Origin of the sequence: Nordella sp. HKS 07, from assembly GCF_011046735.1 — a bacterium.
Lineage (GTDB): Bacteria > Pseudomonadota > Alphaproteobacteria > Rhizobiales > Aestuariivirgaceae > Taklimakanibacter.
Window position 1 is genome coordinate 526,665 of record NZ_CP049258.1, and the last position, 19,008, is coordinate 545,672.

Here is a 19,008-nt window from a genome sequence, read left to right on the forward strand (position 1 = left end):
TGTCATGTGCCCTCACGGACCTTTCGCAGACCGGAACAGAACCTTGCCGTTGACCTTGATCTCGACATCCTGGGCATATTGCTTCAGCGCGTCCGGATTGACCTCGATGCCGAGGCCGGGCGCGTCGGGCACGTGGATCTCACCATTCTTGTCCGGCACGATATGGTTGCGCGTCAGGTCGACAGCGAGTTGCTTCAAGGTCGTCGGATACTCGCAGATGGTATGATCCTTGAGACCGGCGAAGGGCTGCATCGACGCGCTTAAGGCCAGGTTGGACGTGAAAGTGTGGTTGATATAGGTGACGCCACGCTTCACCGCATAGTCCGCCACCTGCTTGGCCGGCCACAAGCCGCCGATGCGGCCGCAGTCGATCTGCACATAGCCGACCTTGCCGAAAGCGATCAGATGCTCGGCCATATGGCGATTATGCGCCGCCTCGCCACCTGCCGTCTTGACGGTCTTCACCCGCGCGGCGAGCGCGCCATAGGCGCCATAGGCCGAGCCGTGGAAGGGTTCCTCGAAGAAGGTGACGCGGTTGCGCTCCATCGCGTCGAGCCTGAGTACCGCAGCCTCGACATCTTCGCCGAAGATCTGGCCCGCATCGATGAGCAGGATGCCGTCGGGCCCGAGCCCTTCGCGCGCCGCGTCGAGATGGGCGATATCGCTTTCGAGCGAAGCGCCGAAGGGCGCCCAGCCGAATTTGGCCGCGCGGAAGCCACGCTTGCGCATCTCGCGCGCCCGCTCGAGCGTGCCTTGCGGGCTCGTGCCGAACAGCACGGAGGCATAGGGGATCTTGGGATGAGCCGCATCATAGCCGAGAAGCTTCCAGGTGGGTGCGCTACGCACATGGCCGAGCAGATCCCACATCGCCATCTCGATGCCGGACCAGGTATGCGCCGCCTGCAGCAGGTCCATGCTGTTATAGGCGACGGTCGCGGTCATGCGATGGATATCATCCGGCCCGTCGAGCGTCTCGCCCAGCACCGAATCCGCCACCGGGCGGCAGGCGCCATGCGACATCGGGCACACGAAGGCCGCGATGGACGGCAACGGCGCCGCTTCGCATTCGCCCCAGCCGATATGCCCGCCGGCGCTGACGCGTACCACCAGCGCGTCCTGGCTGCCATCGGCCTCCGTCGTCACCTCGGGCATCGCGAGGTAGAAGAAATCAACACTTTCGATTTTCATCAGTCTTTTGCCTCTGTTGAAGGGTTAGCCGCGTCGCCGATAGGTTACGGCGCGCTGCGTGAAGGGCGTATCGGCCTCGATCGGGTAGATCGGGCGCGCGCAGAGCTTGTGGCCGAGTCCTGCGACATAGGCCGAGGTCGAGCCTGGCGCATCGACATTGAAATTCTTGGCGACCCACTGGTCATACATATGGAATTCCGTATGCGGCGACTTGACGATGGTAAGGTCGAAGCGCTGCGGATCGAGCCCATTGGCATAATAAAGCGATCGGTCGAACAGGAAAGCGGGCTTGCTGATCGCCAGCACGGTGAAGTTCTCGAAGGTCAGGACGGCGCTTTGGCCCGCATCGATCGGCAGGCCCATCGTCTCGAGCACCGCCTTACCGGCGGAGAGGCTCTCGACCGTCGCGCTGACCGCCAGGGGCTCAAAGCGCGCGCGATCTACGGAACCGCCAAGTGTGATGGCGATCAGGGCGCCCACCCCCGCTTCATGCGCCGCCTTGGCCGCCGGCGCATCGACGATCTGGGCCAGCACGCGCTTGCGGTAGCCACCTGCCTTCAGAGCCTTGATGAGGGCATTCGAGTCACCGCTCGCCCCTGACGAGGTGGCGTCCGCCGCATCGGTGAAGATGATGGGGTTGGTAAAATGCTGCGCCAGCGCCACCGCCTTGTCCGGCGCGATCAGCTTGCCGACCAGCCGGTGCCTGCCGGCCCACATGGATTGCGCCAGCGCGATGGCTGAGCTCTCGGCCGTCCCGTCGTCCTTTTCCGTCACCACGATGGCCTGGGTGCACAGCTCGGGCGCATCAGTGAAGGGATTGCCGATCATCACGCCGGCGGCCAGCGCCCTTCCCGAATGCTCGAGCAGCTGGCCGTCGGCCAGCACGTCGCCATAGAGCCCGGTCTTGGTGATGCATTCATCGCCGCGCGCCAGCATCGGCACGACGACCCGCGCGATCGTCGGCTTGAGCTTGCGGTCGACGATGTCGAGCAGGAGGCGCGCCGCCCTGAGACCCGTATCGGCGAAATCCACATGCGGATAGGTCTGGTAGATGGTGAGCCCGTCGATCTGGCGCAGCATGCGGTCGGTCAGGATGCCGTGGAGATCGAGCGAGATGACGATCGGCACCTGCGGCCCGAAAGATCGGCGGATCTCTTCGAGCAGGAAGCCTTCCGGGTCCGCCTCGCCCACCGCACCCATTGCGCCGTGGAGCGAGATGTAGAGCGCATCGACCTTGCCCGCATGCGGCAGCACCGCGGCCAGGATCTCCCGCGACAGACGCTGCCACCCTTCCGCCGAGAGGATGCCGGCGCTATCGGCCCTGGCTGAGATGATCGGCAGGAGGCTGACATCTCTGCGCTGGTCGAACACCGAAAGCGCGCCACCGATCGACGTATTGAGTCCGCGGCGCGTCAGAAGGCTATCGCCCCTGTCGATCTTGAAGTCTTCATATTGCGACGGCAGCGGATTGAAGGAGGATATCTCCTGCATGCATTCGGCGATCAGGATCTTCATGAGGTCGCTCCGGTAATTGACGAGAGGCGCGGCGGCACGGGCAGGCTGCCGTCAGCCACGAGATGGCAGGCGACCTGCCGCCCATCCGCGATCATGGACAGCGCCGGGTCGTCGACGCGGCAGCGTTCGGTCGCGAACCGGCAGCGCGGCGCGAAGCGGCAGCCTTGCGGGATCGCCAGCGGGCTTGGCACATCGCCCTGAAGCTTCTCACGGTTGCGTCGGGCGCGCGGATTTCCAGGCGGAATGGCCGACAGAAGCGCCCGCGTATAGGGATGGGCCGGCGCGTTGAAGAGTGTTTCGGCGTCGGCCAGCTCGACGATGCGGCCGAGATACATCACCGCCACCCGGTCGGAAATATGACGCACGACCGAGAGGTTGTGCGAGATGAAGAAATAGGTGAGGCCTAGCTCCTGCTGCAGGTCCTGCAGCAGATTGATCACTTGCGCCTGGACCGAGACGTCGAGCGCCGACACCGCCTCGTCGCAGACGAGGAATTCGGGATCGAGCGCCAGAGCGCGCGCTATGCCGATGCGCTGGCGCTGGCCGCCCGAGAATTGATGCGGATAGCGCTCGGCGGCGGCGCGCGGCAAGCCCACGAGATCAAGGAGTCGCGCGACGCGGCGCTCGCGCTCCGCCCCCTTGGCGAGACGATGAATGGCGTAAGGCTCCGCGATGATCGCGCCCACGCTCATGCGCGGATTGAGCGAGCCGAACGGGTCCTGGAAGACGATCTGCAGATTGCGCCGCCGCTCGTCCAGCTCCTTGGAGCTGAGCGACATGAGGTCCCTGCCCCTGTGCAGGACCTGACCGGATGTCGGCTCGAGCAATCTGAGGAACAATCGCCCGACCGTCGACTTGCCACAGCCCGATTCACCGACCAGTCCAACCGTCTCCCGGGTGCGGATGGCGAGACCGACGCCGTCGACGGCTTTGACCGCCGCCCCGCTCTTGCGCTTCCCGAACAGCCCGCGTGGTTCGAAATATTTGGCGAGGTTGCGCGCCTCGATGAGAACCTCGCTCATGGCGCGATGGCTCCCCGTTTAACTTCCCTTCTCCCGCTTGCGGGAGAAGGTGGCGCGAAGCGCCGGATGAGGGTGTCTCTTGTGTAGCAGGCGGTGAATCTCGCCGAATACGTGCCAGTCGAACCAACACCCTCACCCGCCCTATCGGGCACCCTATCCCGCAAGCGGGAGAGGGGGAAATATTGGAGAGGGATCATGAGCCTTCCTCCTCGCGCCGGACATAGCCGAAAGGCCTGAGACAGGCCACGCTCTGCGCCGAACCGAGCCCCGCCAGGTGCGGCGGCGCCAACCGGCAGTCGTCCTTCACATGAGAACAGCGCGGCGCGAAGCGGCAGCCTTTCGGCATCAGGCCGACGCCCGGAACCGAACCCGGTATCGTCACCAGCCGGTCGCCGCTCTTGTCGAGCGACGGGATCGAGGCGAGCAGCGCCTGCGTATAGGGATGGGCCGGCGCATCGAACAGGGTTTCTACATCCGCCATCTCGGCGACGCGACCGGCATAAAGCACCATCACCTTGTGCGCCATCTCGGCGACGACGCCCAGATCATGGGTGATCAGCATCAGCGCCATGCCGCTCTCCGCCTGGATGTCGCGCAACAGATCGAGGATCTGCGCCTGGATCGTGACGTCGAGGGCCGTCGTCGGCTCATCCGCGATCAGGAGCTTGGGCTCGGCCGCGAGCGCCACCGCGATCATCACGCGCTGACGCATGCCGCCCGAAAGCTCATGCGGATAGGCCGAGAGGCGCGACGCCGCCGCCGGGATCTCGACGCGTTCGAGAAGTTCGACCGCGCGGCGGCGCGCCGCCTCACCGCTCATGCCCTTGCGCATGCGCAGCACCTCGCCGATCTGCTCGCCGACCCGCATGATCGGGTTCAGCGAGGTCATCGGCTCCTGGAAGATCATCGACAGGTCGCGGCCACGTTTCTGCCGCCATGCGGCATTGCCGGCGGCGGTGATGTCCTCGCCGGCAAGCATGATGCGCCCCGACTTGCGCCGCGCCGGAAAGCCGAGCAGGCCCATGAGGGTGAGCGCCAGCATCGACTTGCCGCTGCCCGATTCGCCGACCACGCACAGCACCTCGCCGGCCGACAGCGTGAAGGACACATCCTCCAGCACGCTCGGCGCCGAAGCACCCGTTCCGACCACGGTGGTGAGATTTTCCACGCTCAGCATGGTCACACCCTGATCCTGGGATCGAGCACGTCGCGCAGGCCGTCGCCGAGCAGATTGAGGCCGAGCACCACCACCAGGATGACGATGCCGGGGAACAGGGTCACCCAAGGTGCTTCCACCATGAAGTCGCGGCCATTGGCGATGATGCCGCCGAAGGTGACGGCGGGCGGCGGCGGCCCGACGCCGATATAGGAGAGCAGCGCCTCCGCCAGGATCGCCGAGGCGAAGACGTAAGTGAGGCGCACGATGAGCGGCGCCAGCGCATTGGCCAGCACATGCCGGAACAGGATGCGGAAGTGGCTGGCGCCCAGGGCACGCGCCGCCTCGACGAATTCCATCTCGCGCACGACCAGCACCGAGGCGCGCACGATGCGCGCGGTGTGCGGCGTCGTGGCGATGCCGAGCGCCAGGATGACATTGGGAACCGAGGCGCCGAGCGTCGCCGCAACCGTGATGGCGAGCAGGATGGCGGGAAAGGCCATCAGCGCATCCATGATGCGCATCAGGAGATTGTCGAGCTTGCGGAAATAGCCGGAGACGGCGCCGATCAGCGTCCCGAACACGCCGGTGAACAGCACGACCGAAAGGCCGATGAAGAGCGACAGCTGCCCGCCATGGATGACACGCGAGAGAATATCGCGGCCGAAATGGTCGGTCCCGAACCAATGTGCGGCACTCGGCGCCTCGAGTCGGGCGCGGAAATTATTGGCGTTCGGTTTATAGGGCGCGATCTGATCGGCGAAGATGGCAGCCACCAGAACGATGAGGAACAGCGTGCCGCCGATGACGAAGGCGCGATTGCCGAGGAGCCGGCGCAGGAACACGACGAACGGGTTCTGCCGCTCGGGCAGCGCATCCGGCAGCGCATGTATGTCGGCGCTACTCAAGGCGCACCCGCGGGTCGACGGCGGCGTAGAGCAGGTCGACGATAAGATTGATGAGGAGATAGATCACGGTCAGGAACAGGAGGCCGCCCTGGATAAGCGGATAGTCGCGGCTCAGTATGCCGCCGATGATCAGCCGGCCGACGCCCGGCAGCGCGAAAACCTGCTCGACCACGACGGCGCTGCCGAGCAGCGCGCCGGCAATGATGCCGGTGACGGTAAGGATCGGCATCATCGCATTGGGCAGGCCGTGGCGCAGGATGATGTAGAGGCCCGGCAGCCCTTTCGACTCCGCCGTGCGCATGAAATCCTGGCTGATAACATCGAGCATCGCCGAGCGCGTCATGCGCGCGATGAAGCCGATCTGCACCACCGCCAGGGTGAGCGTCGGCAGCAGCATCGATCTGGCCCAGCCGGCCGGATCCTCGAGGAGCGGCACATAACCTCCGGACGGCAGCCAGCCGAATTGCACGGAGAAGACGACGATCAGCAGCAGGCCGAACCAGAAATCGGGCACCGACAGGCCAAGCAAGGCGAGCGCCATCACCGATTGATCGGCGAAACTGCCGCGCCGCGTGGCGGCGAAGGTGCCGGCGGCCACGCCGAGGCCCACCGCGACGAGGAGCGCCAGCGCCGCCAGGAACAAAGTGAGCGGCAGGCGCTCGAGGATGGCCGAGAGCACGGGGATGCGCAGAAGGATCGACTGGCCGAGATCGCCGGTCAGCACCCGGCTATACCACTCCGCCATCTGCACCAAGGGCGGCTTGTCGAGGCCGAGCATTTCGCGCAGGCGCGCAATATCTTCCGGCGTCGAGCTCGCATCGAGGAAGGCAGCGGTCGGATCGCCCGGAATGATCCAGATGACCGCGAAGGACATCAGCGAGACCAGGAAGAGCACCGGTATGACGGATACGAGCCGCCGCAGCAGATAGTCACGCATATCGGTACCCCTCTCCATCCCTTCCCCTTCTCCCGTTGCGAAGCAATGGGAGAAGGTGCCCGATAGGGCGGATGAGGGCTCTTCTGAAATGGTGACCAATCGTTGGCAAGGGACCCCTCATGGAGAGCACCGCCGTTTGAGCGGCGGTGCCGGTTCACGGAAATTCTGGAGCTTACGGCGCGAGCGTCACCCCCCACATGCGCGGGATGCGGAAGGGCACGAAGTCCTTTACCTTGTCATTGGTCACCTGGAAGAGACCGTAATTGCCCGTCTTGATCGCGACCATGTTGTCATACATGCGCTGCTGGAACTGCTTGAACAATTCCTTCTTCTGGGCGTCATCGAGCGTCGCGAAGAATTCCTTGGCGATGCGGTCGATCTCGGGATCGGCCACCCTCTGCGCATTCCCGCCGACAAAGGCAGCCATGACGGTGCCCGGACCTTCGAAGGGCTCGATGCCGAAGCCATGTGTCCAGAAATTCCACCCCGCATCGGTGAAGCCGATCTTGGATGTCGTCGGCCAGTCGGCGACCTTGATGTCGACCTTGACGCCGATCTCCGCCAATCGCGACTGCACGACGGTCGCGATATCCACATTGGGCCGCAGATTGTCGGTGATGAAGGTCACCGTCTCGCCCTTGTAGTTCGATTTGCCGAGGAACTCCTTGGCCTTTTCGAAATCGGCGAGATTATACTGATCGAGTCCGGCATCGGCCGCGAAGGGCGATTTCGGGAACACCCAGCCGCCATCGACCTGGTTGATGCCGGCATAGGAGATCTCCATCACCTCCTGCATGTCGAGCGCCGCCTGTACGGCCTTGCGGAAGTTCACATCGTCCGTCGGCGCCTGGGCATGGTTGAGCTTGATGACCTGGAAGGCGAAGGGCAGCACGTCATGGACGACATATTTGCTGTCCTTGCGCAGCCGCTCGGCGGTCGGCCCGTCGACCGTCTCGACGATCTGCACGGCGCCCGATTCGAGCGCCGCGGTGCGCGCCCCTGCTTCCGGAATGAAGCGGAAGGTGACGCGGTCGATCAGAACTTCCTTCTTGCCGGCAAGCCCGTCACGCTTCTGATAGGCGGGATTGGGCACATAGTCGGCGAATTTCTCGAGCGTCACATGACTATCCGGCTTGTATTCGACGAATTTGAACGGACCGGTGCCGATATACTGGATTTCGTTGGCGCCCTTGGCCGCCTCTTCCGCCGGATAGATGGCGATCGGCGCGCGCGGCGACGAGATATTGTCGAGGAAGACCGACTGCTTCGCCTTGAGCTTGACCGCCACCTCATAGGGGCCCTGGGCGGTGACCGTGTCGATCGCGGCAACGAGCGCCGGCGATACGCCGATCTTGCGGTAGCGCTCGATCGAGGCGACGACGTCGGCCGAGGTCATCTCCTTGCCATTGTGGAATTTCACGCCCTGGCGCAGCTTGAACGTGTAGGTCAAGCCGTCATCGGACACGCTCACGCCCTCAGCGAGATCGGGAACCGCCTCGGCATTCTCGTTGCGCGCATAAAGCGTCTCATAGATATGAAGCGTGATGTTGCGCGCCACTTGCGCATTGGTGACATGCGCATCGAGCGAGGGCGGACCCTGCACCGACGCGATGACGATTTCGCCGCCGGCCGCCTCGACACCGGGTGCTACGGCGACGAGCGATGTCATCAGTCCGAATGCGAAGGCTAGTGCTTTCAGTCTTATAGCCATTTCTTCTCCTCCCGTTGTGAAACCAGTTCGCAGACCCTAGAGCTTTGGCTTTGGCTTGCGCATCGGATTATCCGAGAACCGCATCGCATGGTCGGGTCAAGCCCGACCACAAGCTTTTCGGTCCGATGCTCTAGCCGGCCGCCAGCACGTCGTCATAGTCGCTCATCACCACGCCGACCGTGTCGCCACGCGCCACGCGTCCGGGCCCTGACGACATCCACAGCAGGCCGTCGCGCTGATACTTGACCTCGATCGGCGCGCGGTCGACTTCGTCGACGAAATGCACCCAGCCCGCCGGCTCCCCCGCCTTGACCACATCGCCGACGACTTTGGTCGGTTCGAACAGCCCGGCCGACGGCGCGAAGGAGTAGCAGGCGGGATCGCGCACCATCATGTGGCGCGTGCCGGCGGTGCCGTCGCGCTGCGCCGTCTCCGGCTTGCCCTCGATGACGCCGAAATGTTTGAGAATGTTGTCGACGCCGCGCCGGCCGATGCGCACGCCCTCGATATTGACGCGCCCCCAGCCGCCGAGCTCGGTGCCGAGCGAGATGACGCCGCGGCGCTCCACGCAGGAGGTGAAGGTGGCGCCTTCATCGACGCCCCAGAACACGGTGTTGAAGGGGGCGCCAAAAGCTGCCGCCGCGTCCATCGTCTTCTTCCGCATCGCCGGGTCGGGCAGATAATGCATGTTGGTGGAGAGCGCCGAATCCGCGCTGTGGCCGGCTGTGTGCATGTCGACCGACACATCGGCGTGAGGAAGGATATAGCCGTCGAGGAAATGCGCGAGCATCTCCGAGAAAGTGCCCTTCGCGTTGCCGGGGAAGCAGCGGTTCATGTCGCGATTGTCGACTGGGCTGAGGCGCGTGTCATTGAGCACGGCCGGAATATTATAGGCGGGGATCATGATCACCCGGCCCTGTACCCGCGCCGGATCGAGGGTGCGGGCGAGATAGGAAATGGCGATCGGGCCTTCATATTCATCGCCATGGATGCCGCCGGTCAGAAGCACGGTCGGGCCTGAACCGTTCTTCACCGAGATGATCGGGATCTCGACCACGCCCCAGGCCGAAGTATTTCGCGCCAGGGGCGCCCGCAGCACGCCGGCCTGCCGACCGCTTTTGTCGAAATCGATGGGGTTGGAGATTCGACTCTTCTCGACCTGCACTGCCACGACGCGCTTCCGTTTCTTCGCTGTTGAATGAGGTGCCCCCTCACATGGCGCATCTTTGCGTACGGTATACCGTATGTCAAGCATCCTCTCCCGACCGTTGTCCCGACGAATGCGGCTATCGTAAGCACACATCTCGTGAGGGCTGCGCCCTTACCCTCGCCCCGCTTTAGCGGGGAGAGGGAGGGGCCCATTGCGTAGCAATGGGAGGGTGAGGGGCCTTTATGAGATTGAGTTCGACCTCAGACAACTTAACGATCTCGCGACAAGAATGCCCACACTGCATCGGTGGCCGTGACCCTCACCCTTCCCGCCGCTACGCGTCGGGCCCCTTCCCTCTCCCCGCTGCGCTTCACTTGCAGGGCGAGGGTAAAGCAGCAGGCCGGTCATCAGATGCGTGAATCCGATATGCTTCGGTAGCGCTGGCGGTACTGCGCGGGTGTGATGCCGGCATGGCGCTTGAACAGGCGGCGAAAGAAAGCCGGGTCCTCATAGCCGACGGCGAGGGCTATCGCCTCGGTCGGTTCGGCGCTCGCTTCCAGCATCTGCTTGGCTTCCTCGATGCGCAGGCTCTGCACATAATCCACCGGCGCATAGCCGGTCGCCGCCTTGAAGCGACGCTTGAAGGTGCGCTCCGGCAGCCCGCTCACCGCCACCAGACGCGCCACCGGGTGAGCTTGCGCATAATGGTCGGCGATCCAGCGCTGGCATCGCTCGATCACGGCATCTTCATGTCGCCGGGGATTCGCCATCGCCGCGAAGGGAAGCTGGCCACTGCTGCGGTCCCCCAGCAGATAGATCCGCGCGATGCGGCTCGCTTCTTCCCTCCCGCAATAACGCGCGATCAGATGCAAGGCGAGCTCGCCCCAGGACGATGCCCCGCCCGTGGTGATCAGCCGTCCGCCGGCGGCGGTGTCGCAGATGATGCGCTCCGGCCTGAACCGCACCTTGGGATAGCGGTCGCGGAAGATGTCCGCCGCGATCCAGTGCGAGGCCGCGTCCTTGCCGTCGAGAAGCCCCGCCTCGGCCAGCAGGATCGAGCCGGTGCACACCGAGCAGATGGTCGCGCCGGCCGCCGACATATCGGTGAGCCAGGCCATCGTATCGGCCCAGCGCGCCGGCGCGTCGTCAGCGAGCGGCAGCGCCAGGTCGGTGACGATCACCACGTCGCTGTCGCGCGCTTCGGTGAGTGATGCATGCGGCGTGATCGGCGTACCGATGGCGCAGTTGAAGGTCTGCTTGCGCGGTGCGACGATGGCGGGCGCGATCCGCCGCACCTTCGTCTCCTGTCCGGTCAGCCGGTCCCAGATCGACCCGACGGAGGACAGCACTTCATAGAGCCCATAGACCGCGGCCGGCGTCGTCTCCGGCAAAGCGAGCAGGCTGATGCGTAGCGGATCGGCTGTTTCATCCATGCCGCAGGACTGGCACGAATGCCTCGTTTCTGTCCAGTTCGGCTCTCGCGGCGGGGACAAGGCGGCCCTAGCTTCACCCTTGATCTTACCGATGCTAGCGCGGGATGCGAAAAAGTGGATACCGGTTTTTCGCGAGAATCCCGCGCTAAAATATAAAAATCGATCACGTTTATGAGTTTGGATCGATTCGATCCAAACTCATCGTGATCTAGGACATGAAATGAACAGCCGCATAATGACAAGGAGCGGGACGATGGCGACCACCACCAGGATGATCGAAGCCAAGGACGTCAAGATCGCCGCCGAAGCCTTCGGCGACCCCGCCGATCCGCCGATCCTGCTCATCATGGGCGCCATGGCGTCGATGCTGTGGTGGCCGGACGGGTTTTGCAGCAGGCTCGCCGCCCAAGGCCGCTATGTCATCCGCTACGACAACCGCGACACCGGGCTTTCGACCAAATACGCGCCGGGCAAACCACCCTACACCATGGACGACATGGCCAAGGATGCCGCCGCCGTGCTCGACGCCTATGGCGTCGCCTCGGCCCATATCGTCGCCATGTCGCTGGGCGGCATGATCGGCCAGATCCTGGCCTTGACCCGTCCCGGGCGCGTCAGGTCGCTGACTTTGCTCAGCAGCACACCGATCGGCCTCGACCTCGATTTGCCGCCGCCGACACCCTCTTATATGGAGCATGCCGCAACGGGAGAGAAGGTCAACTGGTCGGATCGTGACCAGGCGATCGACTTCGTCGCCAGCGATGCCCGGATGATCGCCGGCAGCGCGCACCCCCATGACGCCGCAAGGGCGCGCGCCTTCATCGCGCGGGACTACGACCGTTCGCAAGGCTATCTCTCGGCCACCAATCATTTCATGCTGCGAGGCGGTGATGCCGTCAAAGGCAAGCTGCCCGCGCTCGAAGCACCGCTTCTGGTAATCCACGGCACGGCCGATCCGATCTTCCCAATCGCGCACGGCCGCGCGCTGGCGAAAGTGGTGCCGGGCTCTACATTGATCGAGCTCGACGGCGGCGGCCATGAGCTGCACGAAGCCGACTGGAACAGAATGATCACGGCGATCGTCGATCACACGACATAGACCGGCGCGTGATGGGAAAGTCGATTCGTCGCTGCCGTACGGGCACGGACTCCGTGCGTCAACCTTGAACGACATCCTCGCATAGGTGAGTGTTCTGCTACGTCCCGGCGGATTGTCGTACGGCAATCTGCTCACGCAAAAGTGTCTGAGCGCGAATAAGTTGCGGTCTATGCGCGTTTCATGGCGCTGCAACTCTTGACTCGTCGCGTTGATGCCTCTTGAAGTAGCGCCGCAACGAACACCAAAAGAAGAGGCTTCATCTTGAAAACCAGTCTTGCCGGCATCATCGCGCTTGCCCTCGCGAGCGCGATGGTTACGCCGACTTCCGCATCGGCACAGGAAACACTCACAATCGCGTCTTGGGGCGGAGCATATCAAAAGGCGCAACGTGACGCCTGGTTCGATATCGTCGAGAAGGAACTCGGCATCAAGATCAAGGAAGACACCACCGCCGGCATCGCCGATGTGCGCGCTCAGGTCGCTTCCGGCAGCCCGACCTGGGATATCGTCCAGCAGGGCAACTACAGCTGCGCGATCCTCGACAAGGAAGGCAAGACCGAGAAGCTCGATCCCGCCGTTCTCGCCATCGAGGGCATTCCCGCCAACATGAAGGGCGAAGGCTGGATCGGCAACATCGTCTATGCCGCGGCGATTGCCTGGAACGACGAGAAGTATCCCGACAAGAAGCCTCAGACCTGGGCCGACATGTGGGACACCAAGACCTTCCCCGGCGGCCGCACCATGCGCCGCAGCCCGGTCTACACGCTTGAATCCGCACTGCTCGCCGACGGCGTGCCGATGGACAAGCTCTATCCGCTCGATGCCGATCGGGCCTTCAAGAAGCTCGAGGAGATCAAGGGCGACGTCACCGCTTGGTGGGCGTCGGGCGCCCAGTCAGCTCAGCTCCTCAAGGACGGCGAAGTCGACATGGCGACCATCTGGAACGGACGCGCCGAAGCGCTCACCCAGGAAGGCGCGCCGATCAGCCTCACATTGAACCAGCAGATGATCCTGACCGATTGCTGGGTTGTCCCCAAGGGCGCCAAGAACAAGGACCTGGCGATGAAGGCGCTGGCGATCATGAGCCGGCCGGACATGCAGGCCCGCATCGCGCTCTATATCAATTACGGCCCGGCCAACACGGACGCCTACAAGACCGGCGTCATCAAGCCGGAAGTGGCCGCCAAGCTGCCGAGCGCGCCGGAGAATTCCGCCAAGGGCTTCGTTCTCGACGCCAATTACTGGGCGGACAATCTCGACGAGATGACCAAGCGCTTCGACCTTTTCATTCAGGAATAAGACACTGGGCCGGATGGTCGCCCATCCGGCCCTTCATTTTCACGAGCGGGCTTACATATATGGACTCCACCAGGCGTATGCGCGGTAGCGAAACACCGGCAGCGGCGGGAAATCCCGTTTCCTTGCCGATCACCGTCGAAAATCTGAGCAAGAGATACGGCTCCTTCGCCGCCCTCGACAGTATCAGCCTGGCCGTGGAAAGCGGTGAGTTCATCACGCTCCTCGGGCCGTCGGGATCCGGCAAGACGACCTTGCTGATGGTGCTCGCCGGTTTCGTGCGCCCCGATTCGGGCAGCGTGCGTTTCGCCGACAAGGAGGTCGTGCTGCTGCCGCCGCACAAGCGCGGCATCGGCATGGTGTTCCAGAACTACGCCCTGTTCCCGCATATGACGGTTGCCGGCAATCTCGCTTATCCGCTCAAGCTGCGCAATGTCGCCAAGGCGGATATCGCAAGCCGCGTCGAGCGCGCCCTCGATCTCGTGCAGCTTGGCGGCTACGGCGAGCGCAAGATCGACCAGCTTTCCGGCGGCCAGCGCCAGCGCGTGGCGCTGGCGCGCGCCGTCATCTTCGAGCCGCGCATCCTCCTGATGGATGAGCCGCTCTCGGCGCTCGACAAGAACCTGCGCGAGCAGATGCAGCTCGAGATCCGCCGCCTGCATGATCGCCTCGGCCTCACCACCGTCTATGTGACCCATGACCAGCGCGAGGCGCTGACCATGTCGGACCGCATCGCGGTCATCAACAAGGGCCGCGTCGTGCAGCTCGACGGTCCGCAGGACCTCTACGAGAAGCCGCGCACGCAGTTCGTCGCCAATTTCATCGGCGAATCCTACAGCCTGCCGGTCGACATCTCCGCCGGCAAGGCCTCCCTGTTCGGCCGCCTGCTGCATCTGGCGGCCGCGCCGGCCAATTCCGCCAAGTCCCAGATCCTGGTGTTGCGCCCGGAGAAGCTTCGCCTCGTCGAGAACAACGCCGGCCAGAGCGAGAATGTCGTCGCCGGAGAAGTCCGGCAGAGCGTCTTCCAGGGCGACAGTGTCGTGACCTATGTCACCTTGGCGCAAGGCCACGAGATCGCCGTGCGCCGGCCGCATCGCAGTGGCCGCGTGCTGCCGGAGGCGGGCTCCGCGGTCGAGATCGGCTTCTCCCTAGAAGACACGATCATCGTGCCCAAGGATGCCGACGCCCATCTGACGGCTGCCGCGTCATGAGCCTTGCCCCGACGGCTGGCCGCAATGCCGCGGCCCTGGCGCGCCAGGCCCGGATGGAGAAGGGCCGGCTCATCTCGCTGACGACGCCGGCGCTGGCTCTCGTCGGCTGCGTGGTCCTCATTCCGATCGGCTGGCTCTTCTATCTGTCCTTCGTCGGTCCCGACGGATTCACGCTGATCAACTACGAGCGGCTGCTGCATCCTTCCTATTACGTGACGCTGTCGACGACCTTCCAGCTCGCGATCGTCGTCACGGCAATCTGTCTGCTGCTCGGCTATCCCCTCGCCTATCTCGCCGCACAATTGTCGCCGCGCTGGGCCGGCCTCGTTTTGATGTGCGTCCTGTTTCCCTTCTGGACGTCGCTCCTGGTGCGCACCTATGCCTGGCTCGTGCTGCTGCAGCGCAAGGGCGTGGTCAATACCTGGCTTCAATCGCTCGGGCTGATCGACGAGCCGTTGCGGCTCGTGCATAATTTCACCGGCACCACCATCGGCATGGTCCATATCATGCTGCCCTTCATGGTGCTGCCGCTCTATGCGTCGATGAAGACCATCGACCAGGTCTACATGAAGGCCGCGGCCAATCTCGGCGCCTCGCCCATGCGTGCTTTCTGGCAGATCTATGTGCCGCTCTCGCTGCCCGGCCTCGCCGCCGGCCTGATCGTTGTCTTCGCCCTGTCGCTCGGCTTCTATGTAACGCCGGCTCTGCTCGGCGGTGGCCGCGTGATGATGTGGGCGATGCAGATCGAGCGCTCCATCGCGGTCTATTCGGACTGGGGTGCGGCGAGCGCGCTCGGCGTCGTGCTGCTGGTGATCACGCTCGGCATATTGTGGATCCTCTCCGCGCTCACCGGCGCCTTCAAGTCGAAGGAAAAGTGATGCTCAACAGGCCCGCAACCGATACCCAGATCACCCATCTCCGCCGCCTGTGGCTTTACCTCCTGTGCGCGCTGGTCATGATCTTCCTCGTGGCGCCGACGCTGCTCGTCATCCCGATGAGCTTCTCGGATTCGCGCTATCTGACCTTCCCGCCCGAATCCTGGTCGCTGCGCTGGTACGAGGCGTATTTCAGCTCGATCGAGTGGCGCGAGGCGACCTTCGTGTCGTTCAATGCCGCCTTCTGGACGACGATCCTGGCCACCTTCACCGGGACGCTCGCCGCGTATGGGCTGCATACGGCGCGGGTCAAGGGCTCGCGCTACGTCCAGGTGGCGCTCGCTCTGCCGATGATGATCCCCGTGATCCTCATGGCGATCGGCATCTTCATCTTCTTCGCGCCCTTGGGGCTGAACAACTCGGTGACCGGCCTTGTGCTCGCCCATTCGGTCCTCGCCATTCCGCTGGTCCTGATCTCGGTGACGGCGGGCTTGAAGAATTTCGACCTCAATCAGGAGCTGGTCGCGCGCAGCATGGGCGCCTCGCGGCCCTGGGCGTTTCTCACCGTGACATTGCCGCAGATCCGCAATTCGGTGATCTCAGGCGCCCTCCTCGCCTTCATCACCTCGCTCGATGAGGTCGTGATCGCGCTCTTGATCGCCGGCGGCGACAAGGCGACGCTCACAAGGCGCATGTTCCTGGCATTGCGTGACGAGATCGACCCCACCATTGCCGCCATCTCGACGCTCCTGATCCTCGTCTCGATCGCCCTGTTGACACTGTCGCAGTTCCTCCAGGCCGATCGCAAACGCTAGCATCGGACCGAAAAGTGCGCAGCGGTTTTCGGATAATCCGATGCGCAAAATATGCCCTCAACTTCTCACCTAAGCACAGGTCGTTTCATGTTGCATTTCGAGCGTAGCGAGTTTGACGCGCGTGTCGCCAAGGCGCGCGCGGCGATGAAGAAAGAGGGGCTCGACGCCCTCCTCCTCTTCGCCCAGGAGAGCACCTACTATCTGACCGGCTACGATACGATGGGCTTCGTGTTCTTCCAGTGCGCGGTGATGACCGCCGATGACGAGCCGCTCACCTTGCTGACTCGACGGCCCGACCTCGAGCAGGCGCGGCGCACATCGACCTTCACCGACATCAGGCTGTGGTATGACGCGCCGGGCATGGATCCCTCGCGCGAGCTTATGGCGATCCTGGAGGAGAAGGGGCTGAAGGGTGCGCGTGTCGGCATCGAGCTGCGCGCCTTCGGCCTGACCGCCAACAACTACGAACTGGTGCGCCAGCGACTCGACGGCTGGTGCACACTGGTCGACGCCTCCCATCTGGTAAGAGCGCTCAGGGTCATCAAGTCACCGGCCGAGATCGCTTATGTCCGGCGCTCGGCGGAACTCGCCGACAAGTCGCTGCTGGCCATGCTCGCTGCCGCGGGTCCCGGCGTCTTCGAGGGCAAGATCGTCGCGGCGGGTGCTGTGCCGCAGTTCGAGGGCGGCGGCGATGTCCCGCCCTCGGGCCCGGTTCTGGGCTCGGGCGATCGCGCGCTTCTGGTGAGGAGTGCCACCGGCTACCGGCATCTCGATTCCGTCGACCAGCTCACCATGGAGTTCGCCGCCAGCTATCGTCATTATTGCGTCTGTCTGATGCGGACCATTTCGATCGGCCGCGCCAACCCTGAGCAGCAGCGCATGTTCGACGTGACGCTCGACGCCATCACCGCCATGACGGACGCGGCACGTATCGGCAACACGATCGGCGCCATCGACGACGCCCATCGCGCCGTGTTCGACAAGGGCGGCTACGGCCATGCCCGCCTCTCGGCCTGCGGCTATTCGCTGGGCGCCACCTATCGCCCGTCCTGGATGGATGTTCCGCCGATGATCTTCTCGGGCAACGACACGCCGGTCGAGGCGGGCATGACCCTGTTCCTGCACGCCATCCTGATCGATGCACCGAAGAATCTGGCGATGTCGATCGGCTATACGATCCTCACCACCGAAGGCGCGCCGGAAGTGCTGACCGCTGTCAAGCCGGAATACATCACGAAGGCCTAGCCGTTTAAAATTTCCTCATGCTGAGGCGCTCCCCCGGCCTTGCGCCGGGGGAGCCTCGAAGCATCCATCAGGATAGAGCGACAGCGCTGCAGCAGACCCTTCGAGGCTCGCTTCGCTCGCACCTCAGGGTGAGGGAATGAGACTCTGATCACCCGCTCCGCCCCGGACTGCTCAGATAGTCATAGGCCGACAGCACATGGGTGCGCACGACATGCAGGAACTCCTCGATGTCGACATGCTCGTCATGCGAGCCCATGCCGTGCGGATAGGGTCCATAGACATAGGCCGGCACGTTGTTGTGGCGCCACAGGCGCGCATCGGTGCCGCCGATGCTGACGATCGGGGTGGGCTTCGGACGGCCGAAGGCGGTGACGTTGTTCTGGATGATGGCGACCATCTCGTGATCGGGGTCGCACCAGGACGGCTCGTCGCCACCGATCTCGCGCCAGGTCGCTTCCGGATAACGGCCGGCGATTTCGGCGATCTTCGGCAGGAGGTCGGCCTTGCCCATGCCGACGGGCAGCCGGAAATCGGCGGTGAAGGTGCAGTGCGAGGGGATCATGTTGACCTTGTCGCCACCATTCAACAGGCCGATATTGAGCGTCACGATGGAAACGAGGTCGCCCGCCCCCTTGCCCATCATGCGGTCCATGGTGGGGCGGCCGAGATCGATGGCGCGCTGCACGTTGTCGCTGACCTTGCCTTCGATCCCAGTCAGGGCCTCTAGCGCCGTTGCGAGATTCATGGCGATCTTGGTGGCGCTGCCGGTGGCATGCACATAGGCGCCGTGCGCCCCGCGCGTGCGCACCGTGAATTCGATCCACAAGGGGCCGCGCTCGCCGAAGCGGATCGATTCAGGTCCGCTCGGCTCGCCATTGAGCAGGCAGTCGCCATGCACTTCCGGATGGTGCTCCATCAGATAGCGAGCACCCCAGGGCCCGAAGGTCTCCTCGTCGGAGACGCAGGTCAGCGTCAGCTGGCCGTGGAGTTTGTCGCGCAGCCGCGCCAGCAGCGCATAGGTGATGATGGAGGCGGTCGTGCCCGGCTTCATGTCGCAGGCGCCGCGGCCATAGATCTTGCCGTCGGCGATCTCCGCCCCCCACGGATCCTTGGTCCAGCCGGCATTGTCGGGCGGCAGCGGGAACACATCCATATGGCCGTTGAGGACCAGATGACGCCCCGGTTGTCCGGCCTGGAAATTGGCGATGATGTTGGGCATCTCGGGATGCGGCGAGACGATGCGGTAGTCGAGCCCTTGCTTGCTCAGATACTCCTTGACGACATCGGCGGTCGAGCGCGTGTCGCCCGGCGGATTGGGCGAGCGCTCGCGCAGGAGCGCCCTGAACAGGCCGATGATGTCGTCTCTCTCCCGCTCGAGCCAGTCGAGCAATTGCAGGCGGTCTTCAGTCATTGCAACTCCGATTGATGGTATTCGTGCCGGCCGGAT

At 64.0% G+C, this 19,008-nt stretch carries 16 protein-coding genes; 6 read left to right on the top strand and 10 right to left on the bottom strand.

Annotation, left to right across the window (positions count from 1 at the left end):
• Positions 1 to 12 precede the first annotated feature (12 nt).
• From G5V57_RS02510 to G5V57_RS02550, 9 genes are all read right to left on the bottom strand, one after another.
• On the bottom strand, positions 13 to 1,188 hold the full coding sequence (locus tag G5V57_RS02510; protein WP_165166048.1) for a mandelate racemase/muconate lactonizing enzyme family protein: 1,176 nt from the start codon (positions 1,186 to 1,188) through the stop codon (positions 13 to 15).
• A gap of 24 nt (positions 1,189 to 1,212) precedes the next feature.
• Positions 1,213 to 2,703 (bottom strand): M81 family metallopeptidase, encoded by a 1,491-nt coding sequence (locus G5V57_RS02515; RefSeq protein WP_165166049.1) that lies wholly within the window; start codon positions 2,701 to 2,703, stop codon positions 1,213 to 1,215.
• Complete coding sequence (locus G5V57_RS02520) at positions 2,700 to 3,725, bottom strand: ABC transporter ATP-binding protein (RefSeq protein WP_165166050.1); 1,026 nt, start codon at positions 3,723 to 3,725, stop codon at positions 2,700 to 2,702. Before G5V57_RS02520 ends, G5V57_RS02515 begins: the two co-directional genes overlap by 4 nt.
• Positions 3,726 to 3,918: 193 nt before the next feature.
• A complete protein-coding gene (locus tag G5V57_RS02525; RefSeq protein ID WP_165166051.1) occupies positions 3,919 to 4,902 on the bottom strand; it encodes an ABC transporter ATP-binding protein in 984 nt (327 codons plus the stop codon).
• A gap of 2 nt (positions 4,903 to 4,904) precedes the next feature.
• Positions 4,905 to 5,789, bottom strand: coding sequence for an ABC transporter permease (locus G5V57_RS02530; protein WP_165166052.1), 885 nt, complete (start codon positions 5,787 to 5,789; stop codon positions 4,905 to 4,907).
• Positions 5,782 to 6,726, bottom strand: a complete 945-nt coding sequence (locus tag G5V57_RS02535) for an ABC transporter permease (protein ID WP_165166053.1) — start codon at positions 6,724 to 6,726, stop codon at positions 5,782 to 5,784. Before G5V57_RS02535 ends, G5V57_RS02530 begins: the two co-directional genes overlap by 8 nt.
• A 172-nt stretch (positions 6,727 to 6,898) precedes the next feature.
• Positions 6,899 to 8,437 (bottom strand): ABC transporter substrate-binding protein, encoded by a 1,539-nt coding sequence (locus G5V57_RS02540; RefSeq protein ID WP_206530185.1) that lies wholly within the window; start codon positions 8,435 to 8,437, stop codon positions 6,899 to 6,901.
• Positions 8,438 to 8,567: 130 nt separating this feature from the next.
• Positions 8,568 to 9,608 carry a succinylglutamate desuccinylase/aspartoacylase family protein gene (locus G5V57_RS02545; RefSeq protein WP_246737494.1) on the bottom strand — a complete coding sequence of 347 codons (1,041 nt, stop codon included), beginning with the start codon at positions 9,606 to 9,608 and terminating at the stop codon, positions 8,568 to 8,570.
• A 386-nt stretch (positions 9,609 to 9,994) separates the two neighbouring features.
• A complete protein-coding gene (locus tag G5V57_RS02550) occupies positions 9,995 to 11,020 on the bottom strand; it encodes a GlxA family transcriptional regulator (RefSeq protein ID WP_165166055.1) in 1,026 nt (341 codons plus the stop codon).
• Between the two features lie 253 nt (positions 11,021 to 11,273).
• Here G5V57_RS02550 and G5V57_RS02555 point away from each other — a divergent pair, with 253 nt between their 5' ends.
• The 6 genes from G5V57_RS02555 to G5V57_RS02580 all read left to right on the top strand — a co-directional run bounded on the left by G5V57_RS02555 (position 11,274) and on the right by G5V57_RS02580 (position 17,561).
• Entirely contained in the window at positions 11,274 to 12,119 is an 846-nt protein-coding gene (locus G5V57_RS02555; protein ID WP_246737495.1) for an alpha/beta fold hydrolase, read from the top strand.
• 261 nt (positions 12,120 to 12,380) lie between these two features.
• Positions 12,381 to 13,418 (top strand): ABC transporter substrate-binding protein, encoded by a 1,038-nt coding sequence (locus G5V57_RS02560; RefSeq protein ID WP_165166056.1) that lies wholly within the window; start codon positions 12,381 to 12,383, stop codon positions 13,416 to 13,418.
• A 77-nt stretch (positions 13,419 to 13,495) separates the two neighbouring features.
• Positions 13,496 to 14,626: an ABC transporter ATP-binding protein gene (locus G5V57_RS02565; protein WP_165166057.1), complete on the top strand. Its 1,131-nt coding sequence runs from the start codon at positions 13,496 to 13,498 to the stop codon at positions 14,624 to 14,626.
• Entirely contained in the window at positions 14,623 to 15,504 is an 882-nt protein-coding gene (locus G5V57_RS02570; RefSeq protein ID WP_165166058.1) for an ABC transporter permease, read from the top strand. Before G5V57_RS02565 ends, G5V57_RS02570 begins: the two co-directional genes overlap by 4 nt.
• A complete protein-coding gene (locus G5V57_RS02575; RefSeq protein WP_246737496.1) occupies positions 15,504 to 16,316 on the top strand; it encodes an ABC transporter permease in 813 nt (270 codons plus the stop codon). Before G5V57_RS02570 ends, G5V57_RS02575 begins: the two co-directional genes overlap by 1 nt.
• An 87-nt stretch (positions 16,317 to 16,403) precedes the next feature.
• Positions 16,404 to 17,561 carry a Xaa-Pro peptidase family protein gene (locus tag G5V57_RS02580; protein ID WP_165166059.1) on the top strand — a complete coding sequence of 386 codons (1,158 nt, stop codon included), beginning with the start codon at positions 16,404 to 16,406 and terminating at the stop codon, positions 17,559 to 17,561.
• 148 nt (positions 17,562 to 17,709) lie between these two features.
• Here the strand turns inward: G5V57_RS02580 and G5V57_RS02585 are convergent, their stop codons facing one another.
• Entirely contained in the window at positions 17,710 to 18,972 is a 1,263-nt protein-coding gene (locus tag G5V57_RS02585) for a M20/M25/M40 family metallo-hydrolase (protein ID WP_165166060.1), read from the bottom strand.
• Between the last annotated feature and the right edge of the window lie 36 nt (positions 18,973 to 19,008).

Coding starts and splice junctions, on each gene's coding strand:
- G5V57_RS02510 (WP_165166048.1), bottom strand. CDS start 1,188: ATGAAAATCGAAAGTGTTGATTTCTTCTACCTCGCGATGCCCGAGGTG.
- G5V57_RS02550 (WP_165166055.1), bottom strand. CDS start 11,020: ATGGATGAAACAGCCGATCCGCTACGCATCAGCCTGCTCGCTTTGCCG.
- G5V57_RS02575 (WP_246737496.1), top strand. CDS start 15,504: ATGCTCAACAGGCCCGCAACCGATACCCAGATCACCCATCTCCGCCGC.
- G5V57_RS02540 (WP_206530185.1), bottom strand. CDS start 8,437: ATGGCTATAAGACTGAAAGCACTAGCCTTCGCATTCGGACTGATGACA.
- G5V57_RS02555 (WP_246737495.1), top strand. CDS start 11,274: ATGGCGACCACCACCAGGATGATCGAAGCCAAGGACGTCAAGATCGCC.
- G5V57_RS02535 (WP_165166053.1), bottom strand. CDS start 6,726: ATGCGTGACTATCTGCTGCGGCGGCTCGTATCCGTCATACCGGTGCTC.
- G5V57_RS02515 (WP_165166049.1), bottom strand. CDS start 2,703: ATGAAGATCCTGATCGCCGAATGCATGCAGGAGATATCCTCCTTCAAT.
- G5V57_RS02565 (WP_165166057.1), top strand. CDS start 13,496: ATGCGCGGTAGCGAAACACCGGCAGCGGCGGGAAATCCCGTTTCCTTG.
- G5V57_RS02525 (WP_165166051.1), bottom strand. CDS start 4,902: ATGCTGAGCGTGGAAAATCTCACCACCGTGGTCGGAACGGGTGCTTCG.
- G5V57_RS02585 (WP_165166060.1), bottom strand. CDS start 18,972: ATGACTGAAGACCGCCTGCAATTGCTCGACTGGCTCGAGCGGGAGAGA.
- G5V57_RS02570 (WP_165166058.1), top strand. CDS start 14,623: ATGAGCCTTGCCCCGACGGCTGGCCGCAATGCCGCGGCCCTGGCGCGC.
- G5V57_RS02580 (WP_165166059.1), top strand. CDS start 16,404: ATGTTGCATTTCGAGCGTAGCGAGTTTGACGCGCGTGTCGCCAAGGCG.
- G5V57_RS02520 (WP_165166050.1), bottom strand. CDS start 3,725: ATGAGCGAGGTTCTCATCGAGGCGCGCAACCTCGCCAAATATTTCGAA.